Origin of the sequence: Methylocystis silviterrae, assembly GCF_013350005.1 — a bacterium.
Lineage (GTDB): Bacteria > Pseudomonadota > Alphaproteobacteria > Rhizobiales > Beijerinckiaceae > Methylocystis > Methylocystis silviterrae.
Map to the genome: position 1 here is coordinate 1 of NZ_JABVWW010000033.1, position 17,071 is coordinate 17,071.

Below are 17,071 nucleotides of genomic sequence, written 5' to 3' on the forward strand. Positions count from 1 at the left end.
CGGCGTCGTGCTTCAGCTGCTGATCAACATTCAGCGTCTGATCGGCAAGGAAGGCGTCGCCCTCCTGACCGAGTAATCCGAGACTTCGCCGCCCGCTTCGCGGCGGGCGGCGAAGCACAAAAAACCGGGAGAAACTCCTATGGTGATCGTCATGCTACTGCTGGCCGCGGCGCTGTCGCCGCTCTGTTTCCTGTATGCCGCGCCGCATCGTATCCCGCAGCGCGCCCGCTGCGAGGTCGCGCCGTCGCGCCGCCGTAGCGAAAACTAATGTCTGATGAAAGAAAGGCTGGCCCGCCAACGTCGCTGTGGAGGCGATGAAGGCGGCGTCCGCCGACCGTCGTTCGGTCTATTCATTCCGCCTCAGCCGCTCACCGGCGCATTGTCTTGCTTTTTTTACTGAACTAGATCGTCAATGGCGGCGCGCGGGATCCGCGCGCAGAACAGGAGAGGCCAATGAATGATCTTCTCGTGATTGCATTTCCGTCGGAAGAAAAGGCCGAAGAAGTTCGGCAGAAGCTCTTCACCATGCAGAAGGAATATCTGATCGAACTCGGCGACGCGGTCGTCGCCGTAAAGAATGCCGATGGCGCGATAAAGCTCAATCAGCTTTTCAACACAACGGCCCTTGGCGGAGTCTCCGGCGCCTTTTGGGGCGCTCTGATCGGATTGATCTTCATGATGCCTCTTGCAGGCGCCGCGATCGGCGCCGGCGCCGGTGCCGTCTCCGGCGCGCTGACCGACTTCGGCATTGACGACAAATTCATGAAGGACGTGGCGGCCGCGGTTCCGCCCGGCGGCGCCGCACTGTTCCTGCTCGTGCGCAAGATGACGACCGACAAGGTTCTCGAAGGACTGAAAGGCGTCGGCGGCGTGGTGCTGCGGACGTCCTTCGACAAGTCTAAGGAAGACGCCATCCGCGCCGCGCTGGCGGCGCAGCCGACCTCCGCCTGATCGGATTGCGCGCCGAATGGCTCTTCGGCGCGCACCCCTTTAGAGCGCTTATTGGTCACATGGTCTCACGTGATCGATAATGAATCGCTTAAAATCAAAATGTTGGAGCAGGTTCTCATCGAAAAAGTCTGGCAACTTTTTCGGAACCTGCTCTAGACGGTCTCCTCCGCCTCGCGAGCTTTTCGGCGATGGGAGTGCAGCGTGATGTAGATGCTGGCGGCGATGAAGGATATGCCGAGAACGGAAACGAGAATGAACAGCGACGAGCGCTGAACGATCGCCACCGCAGGGACGAAAATTCCGAGAATAATGCCGACGACGCAGATCTGCCATGCGGCGGCGTGAACGCCCGCGACGAAGGTTGCGACAGCGAGCAGCACCATCAGATTGAGCCCGGCCGCATTGACGTCGATCAGTTTTCGCAGCGGCGGCGAATAGATCAGCCACATGCCGAAGAGAAACGCCGCCCAGTGCAGTATTTGGGTCCAGACCAGCCGCGTGCGTTCACGCGTCGTTTCGGTGTGCCGCCAACCGATATAAATGCAGATCGCACAATAGACCGGCGTCAGGAACTCCCAGTAGTAGGCGACCGGCTGTCCCGTAAAAGTGACGATGCCGATGCCGAGCACGGCCGTTGACAGCATCACGATATAGGGCAGGTCGATCTTGATGACGTCGAGGAAGAGAACGCCGGCGGACTGGGTCCTGATTTCTTCGAAGCCGTGCTCGAGCGTCGTCGCCCAGCTCTCCGGCTCCGGCGAGACATCGGGCAACTTGGGTTCGGCCGGGTCGGAGCTATTGGACATGAGCAATCCTCACTGGTTCGGGCGCGAATGACGCTGCGGCGACTATCCCCGCTTGTCCCGCGTGCCTGTTGGCCGAATTAGAAGGTCAAGATAGTTCGTGCGCGGGGACCGAGCAAGGCGCGAAGGGAATTGGGCCGGGCTCGTCCGGCTGCTGGTAAACTCGGGCTCTAGGATCGCGTGAGGCGGTTGAAGTCACGGGGGAAGACGACAATTGCGTGTGCGGGACGTCGTCCGAATGTCATCCTCGCGTCACAAGGACGCCGGCAAAGGCTAGACTTGACGAAACATCCGGCGTGGTTCGATTTGAGATTGCGGGCAGGAAGCCGGGTTAGGAGCGCTCATGGCCAAAGCTGACGAAGCGGCGGCGACCATCACGGTCGAGGGCCTGCAAGCCTTGCTGCGGGCGATCCGGGCGGGCGGCTATCGCGCCATCGGCCCCACCGTGCAAAATCAGGCGATCGTTTACGACGATATCGAATCTGTCGAGGATCTGCCGCGCGGATGGACGGATGAGCAGGACGGCGGCCGCTACAGATTGGCCCATCGCGATGACAAGGCGCTCTTTGGATATTCCGTCGGGCCGCAGTCGTGGAAAAAATTTCTGTACGCGCCAAAGCTGCGACTTTGGACGGCCGAACGCGATGGCGAGAACGCCAGCGTCACGCCCGAAGCGCCGCCGACTGATCGTCTCGCCTTTATCGGCGTGCGGGCGTGTGAAATTCGCGCGATCGAGATCCAGGACAGGGTTCTCGTCAGCGACATGTACGTCGACCCGCACTACCAGGCCGTGCGTGAACGCGCGCTGATCGTGGCCGTCAATTGCGGCAAGGCGGGAGGCACGTGCTTCTGCGTTTCGATGCGCGCGGGTCCGCGCGTCGAGCAGGGGTTCGACATCGCACTGACCGAGCTTCTTGAGGAGACAGAGCATAGCTTTCTCGTCGAGATCGGCAGCGACGAGGGGCGCGCGCTCCTGGCGCAGGTTCCGCATCGGCTTGCGTCAAGTCGCGAGGTCGAAGCCGGTGAGGCTGTCATCGAACACACCGCATCCTCGATGGGACGGGACATGCGGTCCGACGATCTCAACGAACTGCTGATGAGCAATCTCGAGCATCCGCGCTGGGACGAGGTGGCGACGCGCTGTCTGAGTTGCACCAACTGCACCCTGGTCTGTCCGACCTGTTTCTGCACGTCGGTGGAAGACACATCCGATCTTTCCGGAGCGCGCGCGGAACGCTGGCGCCGCTGGGATTCCTGCTTCACCATGGATTTTTCCTACATTCACGGCGGCAGCGTGCGCGCCAGCGCAAAATCGCGCTACCGCCAGTGGATGACTCACAAGCTTGCGACCTGGATCGACCAGTTTGGCTCATCGGGGTGCGTCGGCTGCGGGCGCTGCATCACCTGGTGTCCGGTGGGCATCGACATCACCGAAGAGGTGCGCGCCATCCGTGGCGGCGACGCCTGCGCCGAGGAATCGCGATGAAAGATATTGCCGATCTGCTGCGTCATCATCCCTTCGCTGAGGGGCTCGATGAAGAGACATTGGCGCTTGTCGCCGGATGCGCCAAGAACGTCATCCTGCAGCCGGGCGATTATCTGCATCGTGAGGGCGCCGCGGCCGATTCCTTCTATCTCGTGCGACACGGCGCCGTGGCGCTGGAGACTTTCGTGCCGGGGCGCGGGGCTTTCACCTTTCTCACCGTCAAGAGCGGAGAAATTCTCGGCGCCGACTGGCTCATTCCGCCCTATCGGTCGTCATTCGACGCGCGCGCCATCGAACTGACGCGCGCTATCGTTTTCGACGGGAAGTGTCTGCGCGGCAAATGCGAGGCGGATCCGCGCGTCGGCTATGAAATGATGAAGCGCTTCATTCCGCCGCTCGTCAAACGTCTGCAGTCGGCGCGCATGCAGGCGCTCGGGATGTATGATGCCGCAAACGCTTAAAGCCTGCGCGCCGCCTTATCCGATGGCGCCGACGATGACGCCGGTGACGCGATTCATTCGCGAGTCGGCGGAGGTGTTCACCTTCGATCTCGCGCCTGAGCGCGCGACGCCGTTCACGCCGGGGCAGTTCAACATGCTTTACGCATTCGGCGTCGGCGAAATACCGATCAGCATCAGCGGCGACTCGCACGCGCCAGAGCGGCTCACCCATACGATCCGCGCCGTCGGGCCGGTGAGCGCGGCGCTCGGCAGATTGAAGGCCGGCGATCAAGTGGGCTTGCGCGGTCCCTTCGGCGTCGGTTGGCCGGTCGAGGAAGCCAAGGGGTTCGACGTCCTGCTGATTGGCGGCGGCATTGGCCTGGCGCCGCTTCGGCCGGCGATCTACTGGCTGCTGCGCCATCGCGCCGCCTACGGCCGGGTGGGCGTACTCTATGGCGCGCGCACGCCGGACGACCTCATCTTTGTCAGCGAACTTGAAGAATGGCGGCGGACGCCCGATTTCCAGCTGCGCGTCGCTGTGGAGCGCGCCGGACCAGATTGGACCGGAGACGTCGGCTATGTGACGCCTTTGCTGTCGAAGCTTCGCTACGATCCGGCCGATGCGATCGCGATGATCTGCGGGCCGGAAGTGATGATCCGGGCGACCGCGCTCGCGCTCGAAGACGCGGGCGTCGCAGATTCACGAATTTTCGTCTCGATGGAGCGCAACATGAAATGCGCCATCGGCCATTGCGGCCACTGTCAATTTGGTCCGCTGTTCATCTGCAAGGACGGGCCGGTCCACCGCTACGACCGCGTGCGCGATCTTCTCGCCTATCGGGAGCTGTGACGTGGCGCGCATTCGACCAAAGCTCGCTGTCTGGAAATTCGCCTCATGCGATGGTTGCCAGCTCAGCCTCCTCGATTGCGAGGACGAATTGCTGGAGATCGCCGGCGAAGTCGAGATCGCGCACTTCCTTGAGGCGACGAGCGCGTCGGTTGGAGGTCCATATGATCTTTCTCTCGTCGAAGGTTCGGTGACGACGGCGCATGATGCGGCGCGCATCCAGGAGGTCCGTAAACAGTCGCGGTTCTTAATTACGATTGGCGCCTGCGCCACCGCAGGCGGCATTCAGGCGCTGCGCAATTTCGCCGACGTGCGCGAATATGCGGCGATCGTCTATGCGCGGCCGGACTATATCCAGACGCTGGCGACGTCGACCGCCATCGCCGATCACGTGAAGGTCGACTTCGAACTGCGCGGCTGTCCGATCAGCACGCGGCAGCTCGTCGAAACGATTTCTGCGTTCCTCGCCGAGCGCAAGCCGCAAACGCCGCCGCATAGCGTCTGCGTCGAATGCAAGATCGCCGGCAATCTCTGCGTCATGGTCGGTCACGGAACGCCGTGTCTGGGACCTGTCACCCATGCGGGCTGCGGCGCGCTCTGTCCCTCATATAATCGCGGCTGCTACGGCTGCTACGGCCCGATGGAGACGCCCAACGCGCCGTCGCTGTCGGTTTGGCTGGGCAAGCTCGGCATGGATGAGGATGCGCTGAAGCGCGTCTATCGTACTTTCAACGCCAATGCCGATGCCTTCCGTAAGGAAAGCGAACGTTATGATCGTTAAGACGATCAAAGTCGATCAGCTTGCCCGGGTTGAGGGCGAAGGCGCGCTCAAGGTCGTCGCGCGTGACGGCGTCGTGCAATCGGCGGAACTCAACATCTTCGAACCGCCGCGCTTCTTCGAAGCCTTCCTGCGGGACCGCATGTATGCCGAGGCGCCGGATATCACCGCGCGCATCTGCGGCATTTGTCCGGTCGCCTATCAGATGAGCGCGATTCACGCGATGGAGGACGCGCTCGGCGTCGTCGTCGATGGACCCTTACGCGACCTGCGACGGCTCATCTATTGCGGCGAATGGATCGAGAGCCACACGCTCCATATCTACATGCTGCATGCGCCGGATTTCCTCGGCTACGCGGGCGCGATCGAAATGGCGCGCGATCACGCCGACATCGTGCGCCGGGGCCTCAATCTCAAAAAGGCAGGCAATGCGATCATTGCGCTGCTCGGCGGCCGCGAGATTCATCCGATCAATGTCCGCGTCGGCGGCTTTTATCGCGCGCCGCGCCGGCGTGAACTTCAGCCGCTCGCCGAAGAGCTGAAGCGCGCGCGGGACGGGGCGCTCGCGACCGTGCGCTGGACGGCTGGCTTCGATTTCCCAGATGTCGAGCGCGATTATGAATTCGTCGCCTTGCGCGGCGACGGCGTATATCCCTTCAACCAGGGCCGCATCGTCTCAAGCCGCGGGCTCGACATCGCCGCCGCTGAATATGACGAACATTTCGAGGAGAGCCACGTCGAACATTCGACCGCGCTGCATGCGCATATCAAGGCGCGCGGCGCCTATCTCAGCGGGCCCTTGGCGCGCTACGCGCTGAACGCCGCGTCTCTCTCGCCGATCGCGCGCGAAGCGGCGCGCGACGCAGGACTTGGGCCCGTCTGCGCCAATCCCTTTCGCAGCATCATCGTTCGCTCGGTTGAAGTTCTTTACGCCTGCGACGAGGCGCTGCGCATCATCGACGACTACCAAGAGCCGGAGCGGCCTGCAGTCGCAATCGAGCCGCGCGCGGGAACCGGCTATGCGGCGACCGAGGCGCCGCGCGGCATGCTGTATCATCGCTACAGCCTCAATGCCGATGGCAAGATCGCCGACGCCCGCATCGTGCCGCCGACGTCGCAGAACCAGCCGAGCATCGAAGAGGATCTGAAGATTTTCGCGAACGCTTGGCTCGATTTGCCGGACGATGCCTTGCGTCACCGCTGCGAACAGACCATTCGCAATCACGACCCCTGCATTTCCTGCGCGACGCATTTTCTGCGGCTCGATGTCGACCGGGGCGGATAGAGCGCGCGAAGCACTGCGCATCATTGTGCTCTGTATCGGCAATCCCGATCGCGGCGACGACGCGGCGGGCCGCGCGGTCGCGCGAGCGCTGAGAGCGTCGCCGGCCGACGTCGAAATCATCGAGGAGGAGGGCGAGGCGACGCGCGTATTGGCGCGGCTCGAGGGCGCGGACGCCGCCTATATTGTCGACGCCTGCGTTTCGGGGGCGGAACCTGGCGAAATCCGCCGCTTTGACGCCAGCGCAGGCCCGCTTCCGCGAGCGGCTTTTGGCGCATCGACGCATGGCTTCGGCCTCGTCGAAGCTCTGGAGCTCGCCCGCGCGCTGGGCGCATTGCCTTCGCGCTGCGTCGTCTATGCGATCGAAGGCGGAACCTTCGAGATCGGCGCGCCGATATCGCCGGCGGTCGCGGCGGCGGTCGATATCGTCGCCGGCCGATTGCGGGCGGACATTCTCGGCAAATAACCGAAGCGGGGCGGTGCGCCGCACAAATTCGCCCCAAGCCCGAAACAACCGGCAACATTGCGGCAACCCGGCCGAAACGCGGGCATGCTTAAAGTGTGCGCTCGCAATACCTCAGGATCGCTCGCTCAGCGCCGACGAACGCCTCCCCGCATAGCAGCGCCGCGCAGACCAAGTATGGAGAGCCGAATGCAGCGTCTCGTTTCCGCGTCGAAAGTCATCGCCACCGTCTCGACCGTTCAGATGCTCGTCCAACTGCCGATGCATATCGTTCGACGCATTGCCGCTTCGCCGGAGGCGTTTATCAACGCCATAGAGCGTTTTGCAAAACATTAAGCTTTGCGATTGCCTCGGCCGCGCAAGCTTAGGGATAGAAGTATAGCTGCGTGGGCGTGCTGAGAAACACGCCAGTTCGTTGAGACGCAAGGAACGCCCCGCTGCGACGCTTCAGTCAGAGACCGGGCGCGCGCGTCGTTCCATCACGCCTTGCGCCTAGGTGGGGCCGCATGTCGGCCATATTGGCGTTCCCAATTCAAGGTAGAGGAACAACACCTCCATCTATGAAGGCTAGGCATGGGCTTTTCACGGGCGCCATCATCTGTCGGGCGGTCGCCCGGAAAAAAAGAGATCGCCGTCTCTTCGGCGAATGCACTTACTACTCGGACGGACCGTCCGCTCGGCAAGTTGGTTGGCATGGCTAGGGCAAACGGCATTTTTGCCGTCTCGGAAATCTGCAAGGGACTCGCGATACTCACAATCGGCGACATGGTGATCGCGGATGGAGTCGGCGAATTTGTGTGCATCGCGGCGCTGACGATCGAGGCGCCGCCTTTCTTAGGATGGCGTGCATCGGAATATGCCAATTCAACCGTGTTACCGTCTCTCTGATCAAAGGCCGTTGAGAGCGCTCCGCGAAGATTGGGTGAATGAAGCCGCGCGAAACGCCGCCAAACAGTTTTTTGAAAAAAAAAAGGGCGTTCTAACGACATTTAAACTCGAATGCTCAAGCATATGAGTGCAGGTTTTTGCTGCTCATTCATGACGTCGAACCTGGCGAGGGTCCTCAGTCTTTAGGCGAATGATCGACACTGGCGGACGAAGATGCGGCTTGGCGCGCAAATGATTTTGACGATGCGCTGCTCAGGGGTCCGAGCGGTTGCGCTGCTGTTTTTGCTTCTCGCGGGCGCAGTCGCACATGCACGGGGCGCGAAGGTCACGGCTGAACCCATCCCCGACGCAGTATGGGCTTACATGCAGGGAAGGTCGTGGCGGGCGGAGCTTCCATGTCCGGGACGCGACGAACTTGTTCTGTTGAGGGTTCCCTACCGGGATTTCGACGGTAACGCGCAGACCGGCTCGCTGATCGTCGCAAGAAGCGTCGCAAAAGCGGTCGCAGCCGCCTTTGAGGAAATCTACGACAGCGGGAAATTTCGAATCTATCGAATGTCCCTGATCGATGAATTCGGCGGCGATGACGCAAGGTCGATGGCGGCGAATAATACAAGCTCCTTCAATTGCCGAACGACCGATCGTGGCGCGATGTCGCGACACGCTTATGGAATGGCCGTGGACATCAATCCGGTTCAAAATCCCTACCGGGAAGGAAACCTAACCGAGCCTGAAGCCGGGCGCGCCTACGACGAGCCCTCCGAGCGCAGGAGAGATATCGTCGGGATCATCGTCGACGGCGACGTCGTCACCAGGGCCTTCGCTCGACAGGGCTGGCGCTGGGGCGGACATTGGAAAAGAAGCGTCGACTATCAGCACTTTTCCAACGACGGACACTGACGCGTCAAAGGTTGGGGCGGCGTGAGCGATTGCGCCGGCCTTCTGTCGATCAATTCGATCGGTGAGAGTCCCGCCGAAGCCATCTGCTCCGTCACGACGAGCCGCTATTATATCGGCAATGTGTGCGGCGACCATTGACGCGTCGGGTCGGGGAGCCAAATGACGCCTCATCCAAAACTGCGCGAGCGCAGCAAGCGGCCCTCCGATGGGCTGAGGGCGACTCGCAAAAATGGAGGATCCGCTATGACTGATCAAAGGCCGTCTGGGGAAAAGGAGTGGGAAATCACGCCCAACACTTACATTTTCGCAGGCGTCGGCGCGGTCATTTTGGGTGGCCTCGCCTATGCGGCCCTCGGCGGCATTCCTAACACCATCGCTGCGGCCGTTGTGGGCGCGCTAGCGGGCGGCAGTTTGGGACTTTTCTTCTAATCAGCGATCGAATCGGCGCGGGCCGGACTTGGGCTCGGCTCGCGCCCCGCTCTCCGACGCTCAGCGTGTCGGCCCGCCCCGGCGGGTCCGATAAACGTCGATCTGCCGACAGCGCTGTCATCGTGATGAAAGCGGTTCACCAGGCGTCCTATTTACGGAGCCGCGGCCTAAGAGCCCCCGACCGATGATGCGTTTTTTGCGGATCTCTGCGCTGTGGCGCCCCCGCCACAGTCGCGCGGAAAGCGTATGGGGAGGGCCGAATAGCGTGTAAATTGCTTTGACTGTGCAAGGGTTTGCGATTTTCTTACGTTCTATCGCTCCAGGCGCAAGGGATTCAGCCCAAGGCGTTTTTAACCTTAGGAGAAGGTATAATGAATAAGGCGACTATTGCCGCTTTGGCCTTCGCGCTGACGACAGGGTCGGCCATGGCCGCCGACCTTCCGTACTACAAGGCGCCGCCGCCGCCCCCGCCGCCGATCATGACCTGGACGGGCTTCTATGCGGGTCTCAACTTCGGCGTCGGATTTTACGACCAAAATTCATCCAACGCTTGGGGCGTGGGCTTCAACAATCATGGCGGCAGTCGGGCGGGCGTCGTCGGCGGCGGTCAAATCGGCTACAATTACCAGATCACGCCGATGTTCGTCGTCGGCGTCGAGACCGACTTCCAGGGCACCAGCATCGGCTCTGGCGCCGGCGGCAACAGCTTCAACTGGCTCTTTGGCCTCCCTCCGGTAACCACCGCGACTCTGAACTGGTTCGGCACCGTGCGTGGCCGCGTCGGCATCAACCTGCTGAGCCCGCAACTGCTGGTCTATGGCACCGGCGGCTTCGCTTATGGCGAGGTGAAACGCAACGGCTGGTGGAACCAGAACAGCACGGTGCAGACGGGCTGGACCGCCGGCGGCGGCGCCGAGTATATGTTCGTTGCGCTGCCGAACTGGTCGGTCAAGGCCGAGTATCTCTATACGCAGCTCAGCGGCAGCAACAACAACGGCTTCAATTTCGGCTTGGGGTTGAACAACGTCAACAACCGCACCCGCTTCCACACGATCCGCTTTGGCGTGAACTACCACTTCAACTTCGGCTCTTCCGCGCCGGTGTTGGCGAAATACTGATCGATTGTTCGAGCCAGATGCATCCCGGAAAGCCCAGCCCTTGTGGCTGGGCTTTTTCTATCTCAGCGCAGATGGACGATGACGCGGGCCGCGACACAGTCGGACGTCGGCCTGGCCCGAGCGACAGTTGTGAGACAAAGGGTTTGACGAGGCTCCCTCGCCGCGATCTTTAAGAATATTGAAGTTTCTGATCCAACATGACATTGCAGGGAGATTCCTGAGACGGAAATGCTGACAAATGGAAGGTGCTTTGATGCCTCCAGCGACGCATCTACAATTCTGATACGCTGGAGGAAAATCGATGCCACCTCAATCAACTTTATTAGGCGCGGCCGGGGAACATCACGTCATGGCCGAGTTGCTCCGGCGCGGCTACATAGCCGCTCTTGCACCCCAAGGCGTCCCCAACGCAGACGTCGTTGTTACTGATATCGAAGGCTCGCGGCTCTGTTCGATCCAGGTCAAGACGCGTCGTGATATCGGCTCAGATGGGGGCTGGCACATGAAGGCGAAACACGAGAACATCCGGTCTGATCGGTTGTTTTATTGCTTTGTCGATTTCGGCAAGGCTACGGATGTTCGTCCGGTTTTGCATATATTGCCGAGCGTCCGCGTTGCGGAGGTCCTCGCCCATACGCATCGGAAGTGGCTCGCCAATCCCGGAAAGAAGGGTCAACCGCATAAAGATGGGCCGATGAGACGGCTGCTGCCGGACTACACAAACGTGTTTGGGGCGGCCGACAACCCTTATCCCAAGGGGTGGCTTAGTCAGTATCTAGATGCGTGGCATCTGCTGGGTTTAGACAGTGGAGATGTGGAGCTGGAAGTGGACCCTTCCTGAGGCCTGCCCTACGGCGGACGGTTCTTTTCGGTGCATGAATCGTGGTGGGCGATGGAGTCCACCAACCGCCAAAGTCGGACCAAATTCAATCTCAGCGAGCGATATAAATAAATATCGCTGATTGGTCGGAGTGAGAGTCTAACCTCGTGACTTTCGCCGACATTCGCCGAAATGCGTTTCTTCCACATTTTCTTGGGTATTTGATTCCGCCGACCTATTCCGCCGTTCGCGTTTGTTCGCTATCATCCGCGCCGCAATGGGGGACCAATCGGGGGACCATTTAAGGTGGGCGGAAAGTTGACGGTGGCGAGGGTCAGGTCTGCGCCTCCCGGTAACCATCTGGACGGTGGAGGGCTTTACCTCTTCGTCTCGACGGCGTTAGCGCGCTCGTGGGTCTATCGGTTCTCATGGCAGGGACGACGGCCTGAGATGGGGCTCGGCTCATTTCCTGAGGTCGGGCTCGCCGACGCACGAGACGCGCGAGACACTGCGCGCGCAATCCTAAGGTCGGGAAGAAATCCTATTGACGCTCGCCGGATGGAAAAGACGGCGTCAAAATCCCGTCCGACGTTCGGAGACATCGCCGACAAGCTGACAGAGGCTAAGGCTCCGGGCTGGCGTAGCGCCAAGCATGCCGAGCAATGGCGCGTCACTCTTAGAGAGGGAGTTATAGTCCCGCTCCGCAACCGCTTCGTCGATGAAATCGATACGGAAGCCGTGCTCGGCGTCTTGAAAGAGCCATGGACGAAAACACCCGAGTCAGCATCGCGGCTCCGCCAGCGAATTGAAGCAGTATTGGACGCAGCCAAGGCGCAAGGCCATCGAACCGGCGAAAACCCGGCAAGGTGGCGCGGTCACCTCTCGCATCTGCTTCCCCAGCGGCCGGCGGTCGAGAAAGGTCACCATGCCGCAATGCCTTACGCGCAAGTGCCGGCCTTTGTGGCGCGTTTGCGCAAAGACGATGCGGTTGCGGCGAGGGCGCTTGAGTTCACAATCCTGACCGCCGCACGTTCGGGCGAAGTCTTCGGCGCGACGTGGCCAGAAATCGACCTCACTGATTGCATGTGGACCGTGCCGGGGAGCAGGATGAAAAACGGTCGCACACACAGAATCCCCCTCGCGCCGCCGGCCGCCGCGATCTTGCGGAGGCTCTCCGAGCGGCGAAGCTGCAATGTGATCTTCGAAAGTCCTCGTGGAGGACGCCCGCTGTCTCATGTGTCGATGCAGAAGGCATTGGATCGACTTGGCGTGCTTGACGCCACCGTGCACGGCTTTCGCAGCGCGTTCCGCGATTGGGCAGGAAACGAGACCGATTTTCCGCGGGAGGTATGCGAAGCCGCGCTTGCGCATGCGATCGGCGACAAGGCGGAGCAGGCTTACCGGCGCGGCGACGCGCTGGAAAAGAGACGCGCGCTTATGAAGGCATGGGGCTCATATTGTCAGGGGGATCCGAAATGAAAAACCCCACAAGGCCGCCGATAGACGAAAAAATACTCAAGATCGCTAAGGAAAGCCGCAAGCCCGAAAGTGACATTTGGAACCGGCCGACTAGCTTTCCGACGCCGAACTTACGCCTATCCGAAAAAAGGGCGGAAAAGACTTTCGATGAAAGGCGACACGAGAGCCAAAAAAATTGGAGGATATGCACCTTCTATTACCTAAAATTTGATGAAGAAGCGCGCACCCATTCGGCATTATTGAGGCCAATAAACAAAAAGCTGCAGCAAAATGAATTGTCCGAAATCGACGCGCGTCGAGAAATAGAGCTACTCGGCTTCGTCATTGACGCCGTTTCGGATCGAAAATTCGACCCAATGGCGTCTACCGATTGGACGCTACTTCAGGCAATCGTTTGGATCGCGACAACCTCGGCGGATCGTGTTCGCGATATTTCTGCGTATGCGCGGAAGAGAACGGTAAGGCTTAAATCGACCGATCCCGCGCCATGCTTCGAGCTGCATTGGCACGCGTCGCTTCAGGAGCTTCCAGAAGAACAGCAACTGGAAGACGCGCGCAAAGAGCTTTGGGGTGAGCTTCGAAACGAAACGATCACAGCGACGGGCTTCGATGCGCCTGGGGTTTCGCGAAAAGTTATCGCGACCATCGAATGGTCTGACCTATCCCTTATGAGAGACGATGTCGTTTACGCCAGCGCGCGGGGAGACGGCGTTTTTCGCTCAAGCGACCATGCTTATTTTCATGTGCGCCTTCGCATCGCTGACGTTCTGAAAAAATGGCCAAAGCAAAATAAATCGTCGGACGGAACCGCGAGGCGGGGACGCGGGAATCCGGGGGATGTAAGACGTCGCGTCATGGACCAGATGAGGCAGGATGTTGCCGGAGGCTATGACCTCGAAAACGCCAAGGGCCTCGAGATGCACAAAAAGTATAAAGCGGCGATCGGCACCTGCCGCGCGGCGCAAAAGGAAATCCTGAGTGTCAAAAAATAGTTTCTGACATTTTTTGACCAGAAACATTTTCTGACATTTGAAAAGTGCGCATAGTTTTTCCGTCGTCCGCCAACATTCGCGGGAACGACGGAGAAATTACATCATGTCATCCGTTGAGAATGTCGCGAGCGTCACGCTCGCTGAGCGTCTCGACTACGGCTATGTGACAATCAAAGAAGTTTGCGCTTTGAAGCTCTGCGGCACCACGACGGTCTACGCAGATATCAAGGCCGGCGTTCTGAAGGTTGAGAAGCACGGCCGCTCGACTCGCATCTTTGGTCCCTTGGCGAAAGCCTATGTGCCCGGCTCCCGTCATCTGAACGGGGAGGCCGCGTGAAGCATGGCCGGCCCAAAATGCGGAAAACCGCCGCTGCGTGACGCGGGCGGCGGCTCCCTGAAGGTGCAATGCTTGGCGGCTTGCACTTCGGACCATAAGCCCACTACTTCCCCCTCGCAAGCGTCGCTTCCGAGCCGCGCGACGCTCACTCGCCGATGGCCGGGGCTTCGCGTCCTGGCCTTCCTCGGGGAGGCGTTTCAATGAAACGCGAGACGCTCCCCAACCGCCGCGCGGGCGAAACCATCGGCTTTGATTTTCGCGGCGCCGCCTATTCTGCCACGTTTTCCCGCTTCCCGGACGGCAGGCTAGCAGAGCTTTTTATCGACGCTTCAAAGCCATCAAACGATGCAGCGGACGACGCACGCGACGCGGCCGTTTGTCTCTCTTTGGCGCTGCAATTCGGAACGCCTGAAGCGGCAATCCGGGCTGCGCTGACCAGTGACGGCGCGGGCCGTCCCGCCGGGATTTTGGGCGCTGCGCTCGATGCGATTGTCGAGGAGGGCGCGCCGCAATGACGATGATCCTCGGAATCGACATAGGCGCGAAAGGCGCGCTGGCGCTGCTCTCGCCGACCGGCGAACTGATCGAAGTCGCCGACATGCCAATTCTGCGCGACGGCCCTGCCAATCGTCCGAACGTGAGCGCGCCGCTTCTGGCAAGCGTCGTCTACCGCTGGCAGGCGTCGCAGGCATTCGTCGAATATGTCGGCGCGCGCCCCAAGGAAGGTCCTACAGGGGCTTTTGCCTTCGGGAGGTCCAGAGGCATTATCGAAGGCGTTTGCGCCGCCGCTGGCCTTCCTGTGACTTTCCTGACCCCGCCGACGTGGAAGCGCCTTATCGGCATTCCAGCGGGCAAGGATGGCGCGAAGGACGCTGCCCGCTCGGAAGCCATCCGACGATGGCCCAGCAAGGCTGAGTTGTTCGCGCGCGTCAAAGACGATGGACGCGCCGAGGCGGCGCTGATCGGACTCGCCGGCATGACGCTGGAGCTTTCAAAATGAACGCTCCAGTCTTCATCCCCAGCGCCGCGGAACAATGCCGCGCACACATCGCCGAGCTTGCCGGGGCGATAGGCGCCAACGCCGAAATCATCGCGCGCTACGCCGAGATCGGCGACGACGTTGGACTTGAATATCAGATGCGGCGATTGATCCTTCACGTTCGGGCCGCGGCGTCGACATTCCGGGATCTTGCGGCGGCAGAGAACGCGCGCCACGCGGAAAGGGAGGCCTCGTGAGCGATCGATCGGATGTCGACGAAGCCATAGGCGAATGGCGCCGCGAAACGCGCCAGCGCCCGCCGGGCGCGAGCTATGAGCCTATTTACGACGACGCGCCACTGCCCGTTGAACCAACGGGCATATACGAGCCGCCAGGCGAGTTGATCCATGTCGTGAATGGACACGCCGCTCCAGTCGTCCCGCTCACATTCAAAACCGCCGCGACATTTGCCGGCGAATACGTGCCGCTCGCCTATACGATCGAACCGCTTATGCGGTCGGCATCGATCTATGCTCTCACAGCGCGCACCGGCGCTGGGAAAACAGGCTTTCTCGTCATTGCCATGCTCGCCGTCGCCACCGGCCGCGCAGACATTCTTGGCCGCGAAGTTCACCGCGGGCGCGTCGCATATCTCGCCTGCGAAAATCCCGACGACATTCGCATGCGGCTCATGATCGCCGCCTATCTCCTAAACATCGATCTAAGCACGCTCGGTGACGCCATCATCATTTTGGATCGCCGCGAGAAGCCCGAGGCCGTTCATGCCGCCCTGGCAAAGCTCGCCGAACAAGAGCCATTCGCGCTCGTCATCGTCGATACGCTCGCGGCATTCTTTGATGGCGACAACATCAATGACGCGGTGCAGGGCGGGCAGTTCATGCGTCGCCTGCGACCGCTGACGCAGATCGCCGGCCAGCCGTCCGTTGTTGTGGCTGCGCACCCCGTCAAGAACGCTTCCGAAGATAATCTTGTGCCCTATGGCTCGGGCGCGATCCTCAACGAAATCGACGGCAATCTCACCCTCTGGAAAAAGCCAGATACCGGAATCGTATTGCTGCACTGGCAGGGCAAGCTGCGTGGCCTGGAGTTCGAGCCCGCGCCGTTCCGGTTCGAGGTGACAGGCTGCCCTGAAATCTTGGACGCCAAGGGCCGCGAGGTTCACCTGCCAACGATGCGACCGGCGTCCGAGCAATCAGCCGACGATCGAGAGCGCCAGGAAATGGACACCGACAAAGCGCTCTTGCAGGCCATGCTCGCCGAGCCGAACGCGACGCAACAGCAATGGGCGGACGCCATCGGCCGCGCCAAGAGCATCGTGAACAGGAGGCTGCAGAGGCTCTCTCGCGACAAGCTCGTGGAATCGACGCTTGGCAAGTGGAGTGTCACCCCAAGGGGCCAAAAGGCGCTGGAGAAAGCGGCATGAGGGACACCGAAATCCGTCGTTCGCACCCTGCGAACAAACTGCCTTTTTTGTTCGCACCATTCGCTGCAAACAAAGGTGCGAACGCGAACGCTTATAACCAATTGAAAAATGAAGCGTTCGCATGTGAACAACAGGCCGTTCGCAGCCCCTGCTTGTTCCGCTGTTCGCATCTCTCTCTCTCTAAGGAGAGAGATGCAGCGAACGGGGCGAACGCTCGATGGGGGAGAGTCGAGTGACGGCTCACCTTTCGACCCGCTTTCGCGTCGGCAAAAAATTTACCGTCGAGATGACTTTCAGCGGCGCGATGATCCGCAGCGAATGGTCGCCCGACATTCCTCGCCGACTGAACCAGGGCGAGCTCGCCGAATATCGGCGCGGGCGCGACGCTTTCTTCTCTGAACTGGCGAAGGCACGAGGCATTAGCGTCATGGCCATCGAGCCGAGCGCGCGTGAAACGCGCTTGCAGATCTTCCGCGATGAAGACGCGGCTGAATCACGAGGTCGCGCATGACAGGCATGAGCTGCCCCCCTTCGCGGGTCCTCCCGGCGACTGGGGGGATACGGGTGCTTCGGGGGTCCGGGGGTCGTCTAGGTGTGATGGTCGAAATCGCGTTTCGCTTCGCGTGGCGGCCATG

At 60.8% G+C, this 17,071-nt stretch carries 23 protein-coding genes; 22 read left to right on the forward strand and 1 reads right to left on the reverse strand.

What is annotated here, in order from left to right; translation table 11 throughout:
• Positions 1 to 139 precede the first annotated feature (139 nt).
• Both HUN39_RS19530 and HUN39_RS18115 read left to right on the forward strand, forming a co-directional pair.
• On the forward strand, positions 140 to 268 hold the full coding sequence (locus tag HUN39_RS19530) for a hypothetical protein (RefSeq protein WP_269750349.1): 129 nt from the start codon (positions 140 to 142) through the stop codon (positions 266 to 268).
• Positions 269 to 453: 185 nt separating this feature from the next.
• Positions 454 to 951 (forward strand): DUF1269 domain-containing protein, encoded by a 498-nt coding sequence (locus tag HUN39_RS18115; RefSeq protein WP_175095840.1) that lies wholly within the window; start codon positions 454 to 456, stop codon positions 949 to 951.
• 152 nt (positions 952 to 1,103) lie between these two features.
• On the opposite strand, the gene HUN39_RS18120 is transcribed toward HUN39_RS18115, so the two are convergent.
• Positions 1,104 to 1,757, reverse strand: coding sequence for a hypothetical protein (locus tag HUN39_RS18120; protein WP_175095841.1), 654 nt, complete (start codon positions 1,755 to 1,757; stop codon positions 1,104 to 1,106).
• A gap of 340 nt (positions 1,758 to 2,097) precedes the next feature.
• Between HUN39_RS18120 and HUN39_RS18125 the strand changes: the two genes are divergently transcribed.
• From HUN39_RS18125 to HUN39_RS18220, 20 genes are all read left to right on the forward strand, one after another.
• Positions 2,098 to 3,240, forward strand: a complete 1,143-nt coding sequence (locus tag HUN39_RS18125) for a 4Fe-4S dicluster domain-containing protein (protein ID WP_175095842.1) — start codon at positions 2,098 to 2,100, stop codon at positions 3,238 to 3,240.
• Positions 3,237 to 3,701, forward strand: a complete 465-nt coding sequence (locus HUN39_RS18130) for a cyclic nucleotide-binding domain-containing protein (RefSeq protein WP_175095843.1) — start codon at positions 3,237 to 3,239, stop codon at positions 3,699 to 3,701. Before HUN39_RS18125 ends, HUN39_RS18130 begins: the two co-directional genes overlap by 4 nt.
• Positions 3,685 to 4,530 carry an FAD/NAD(P)-binding protein gene (locus tag HUN39_RS18135; RefSeq protein WP_232366209.1) on the forward strand — a complete coding sequence of 282 codons (846 nt, stop codon included), beginning with the start codon at positions 3,685 to 3,687 and terminating at the stop codon, positions 4,528 to 4,530. The genes HUN39_RS18130 and HUN39_RS18135 overlap by 17 nt, the downstream gene beginning before the upstream one ends.
• 1 nt (position 4,531) lies before the next feature.
• Positions 4,532 to 5,308, forward strand: a complete 777-nt coding sequence (locus HUN39_RS18140; protein WP_175095845.1) for an NADH-quinone oxidoreductase subunit B family protein — start codon at positions 4,532 to 4,534, stop codon at positions 5,306 to 5,308.
• Positions 5,298 to 6,590, forward strand: coding sequence for a Ni/Fe hydrogenase subunit alpha (locus HUN39_RS18145; protein WP_175095846.1), 1,293 nt, complete (start codon positions 5,298 to 5,300; stop codon positions 6,588 to 6,590). The genes HUN39_RS18140 and HUN39_RS18145 overlap by 11 nt, the downstream gene beginning before the upstream one ends.
• Complete coding sequence (locus HUN39_RS18150; RefSeq protein ID WP_175095847.1) at positions 6,571 to 7,053, forward strand: hydrogenase maturation protease; 483 nt, start codon at positions 6,571 to 6,573, stop codon at positions 7,051 to 7,053. Before HUN39_RS18145 ends, HUN39_RS18150 begins: the two co-directional genes overlap by 20 nt.
• Positions 7,054 to 7,239: 186 nt before the next feature.
• Positions 7,240 to 7,386, forward strand: coding sequence for a hypothetical protein (locus tag HUN39_RS18155; protein WP_175095848.1), 147 nt, complete (start codon positions 7,240 to 7,242; stop codon positions 7,384 to 7,386).
• A 237-nt stretch (positions 7,387 to 7,623) separates the two neighbouring features.
• A complete protein-coding gene (locus HUN39_RS18160) occupies positions 7,624 to 7,938 on the forward strand; it encodes a hypothetical protein (protein WP_175095849.1) in 315 nt (104 codons plus the stop codon).
• 231 nt (positions 7,939 to 8,169) lie between these two features.
• On the forward strand, positions 8,170 to 8,838 hold the full coding sequence (locus tag HUN39_RS18165; RefSeq protein WP_175095850.1) for a M15 family metallopeptidase: 669 nt from the start codon (positions 8,170 to 8,172) through the stop codon (positions 8,836 to 8,838).
• Between the two features lie 243 nt (positions 8,839 to 9,081).
• The gene (locus HUN39_RS18170) at positions 9,082 to 9,267 is read left to right on the forward strand and encodes a hypothetical protein (protein WP_175095851.1); all 186 of its coding nucleotides are present in this window, start codon (positions 9,082 to 9,084) and stop codon (positions 9,265 to 9,267) included.
• Positions 9,268 to 9,638: 371 nt separating this feature from the next.
• Positions 9,639 to 10,385 carry an outer membrane protein gene (locus tag HUN39_RS18175; protein WP_175095852.1) on the forward strand — a complete coding sequence of 249 codons (747 nt, stop codon included), beginning with the start codon at positions 9,639 to 9,641 and terminating at the stop codon, positions 10,383 to 10,385.
• A 349-nt stretch (positions 10,386 to 10,734) separates the two neighbouring features.
• Positions 10,735 to 11,226 carry a hypothetical protein gene (locus HUN39_RS18180; protein WP_232366210.1) on the forward strand — a complete coding sequence of 164 codons (492 nt, stop codon included), beginning with the start codon at positions 10,735 to 10,737 and terminating at the stop codon, positions 11,224 to 11,226.
• 303 nt (positions 11,227 to 11,529) lie between these two features.
• Complete coding sequence (locus HUN39_RS18185) at positions 11,530 to 12,684, forward strand: tyrosine-type recombinase/integrase (RefSeq protein ID WP_332310793.1); 1,155 nt, start codon at positions 11,530 to 11,532, stop codon at positions 12,682 to 12,684.
• Positions 12,681 to 13,676: a hypothetical protein gene (locus HUN39_RS18190; RefSeq protein WP_175095855.1), complete on the forward strand. Its 996-nt coding sequence runs from the start codon at positions 12,681 to 12,683 to the stop codon at positions 13,674 to 13,676. The genes HUN39_RS18185 and HUN39_RS18190 overlap by 4 nt, the downstream gene beginning before the upstream one ends.
• A 103-nt stretch (positions 13,677 to 13,779) precedes the next feature.
• Complete coding sequence (locus tag HUN39_RS18195) at positions 13,780 to 14,013, forward strand: MerR family transcriptional regulator (protein WP_175095856.1); 234 nt, start codon at positions 13,780 to 13,782, stop codon at positions 14,011 to 14,013.
• 200 nt (positions 14,014 to 14,213) lie between these two features.
• Positions 14,214 to 14,528 carry a hypothetical protein gene (locus HUN39_RS18200; protein WP_175095857.1) on the forward strand — a complete coding sequence of 105 codons (315 nt, stop codon included), beginning with the start codon at positions 14,214 to 14,216 and terminating at the stop codon, positions 14,526 to 14,528.
• Positions 14,525 to 15,013, forward strand: a complete 489-nt coding sequence (locus tag HUN39_RS18205) for a RuvC family protein (protein WP_175095858.1) — start codon at positions 14,525 to 14,527, stop codon at positions 15,011 to 15,013. The genes HUN39_RS18200 and HUN39_RS18205 overlap by 4 nt, the downstream gene beginning before the upstream one ends.
• Complete coding sequence (locus HUN39_RS18210; RefSeq protein WP_175095859.1) at positions 15,010 to 15,249, forward strand: hypothetical protein; 240 nt, start codon at positions 15,010 to 15,012, stop codon at positions 15,247 to 15,249. The genes HUN39_RS18205 and HUN39_RS18210 overlap by 4 nt, the downstream gene beginning before the upstream one ends.
• On the forward strand, positions 15,246 to 16,436 hold the full coding sequence (locus tag HUN39_RS18215) for an AAA family ATPase (protein WP_175095860.1): 1,191 nt from the start codon (positions 15,246 to 15,248) through the stop codon (positions 16,434 to 16,436). The genes HUN39_RS18210 and HUN39_RS18215 overlap by 4 nt, the downstream gene beginning before the upstream one ends.
• Before the next feature lie 232 nt (positions 16,437 to 16,668).
• Positions 16,669 to 16,947, forward strand: coding sequence for a hypothetical protein (locus tag HUN39_RS18220; protein ID WP_175095861.1), 279 nt, complete (start codon positions 16,669 to 16,671; stop codon positions 16,945 to 16,947).
• Positions 16,948 to 17,071: the final 124 nt, after the last annotated feature.